Origin of the sequence: Larkinella sp. C7, from assembly GCF_006149005.1 — a bacterium.
Taxonomy (GTDB): Bacteria; Bacteroidota; Bacteroidia; order Cytophagales; family Spirosomataceae; genus Larkinella.
Genome location: NZ_VBSL01000277.1, coordinates 1 through 316, shown reverse-complemented (window position 1 = coordinate 316; position 316 = coordinate 1). Strand labels below are relative to the sequence as shown.

Annotated in this window: 1 protein-coding gene; it reads left to right on the top strand. The window is 58.9% G+C overall.

What is annotated here, in order from left to right; genetic code table 11:
* Positions 1–316 (top strand): hypothetical protein (locus tag FH871_RS33435; RefSeq protein WP_171063051.1); only part of this gene is annotated, 316 nt, incomplete at both ends.

Genomic DNA, 316 nt, shown 5'->3' with positions numbered 1-316 from the left:
AACCCCGGCTTGCCCGGCGAAGGCAATTTTACGGCTTTCTGCAACAACGAACCGGGTAGCAACAGCATGTCGGCTCCCACGCTGGCTTTGTCGGCGGGTATTTACCAGCCGGTCCTTCAAAACACCCCTTCGGTTTCCATAACCGTCTCCGGCTGTGAGGGCGGCACCGTCAACTGGGCAGGGTCGAACAGTACGAAAGGAACGGGAGCAACGATTCCGGTTTCTACTGCTGCCGTGGGTACAATGGTTTACTCGGCAACCTGCACCGTCGGCAGTTGTGTCAGTCCGCCCGGAACCGCTTCGGTGGTGATCAGTG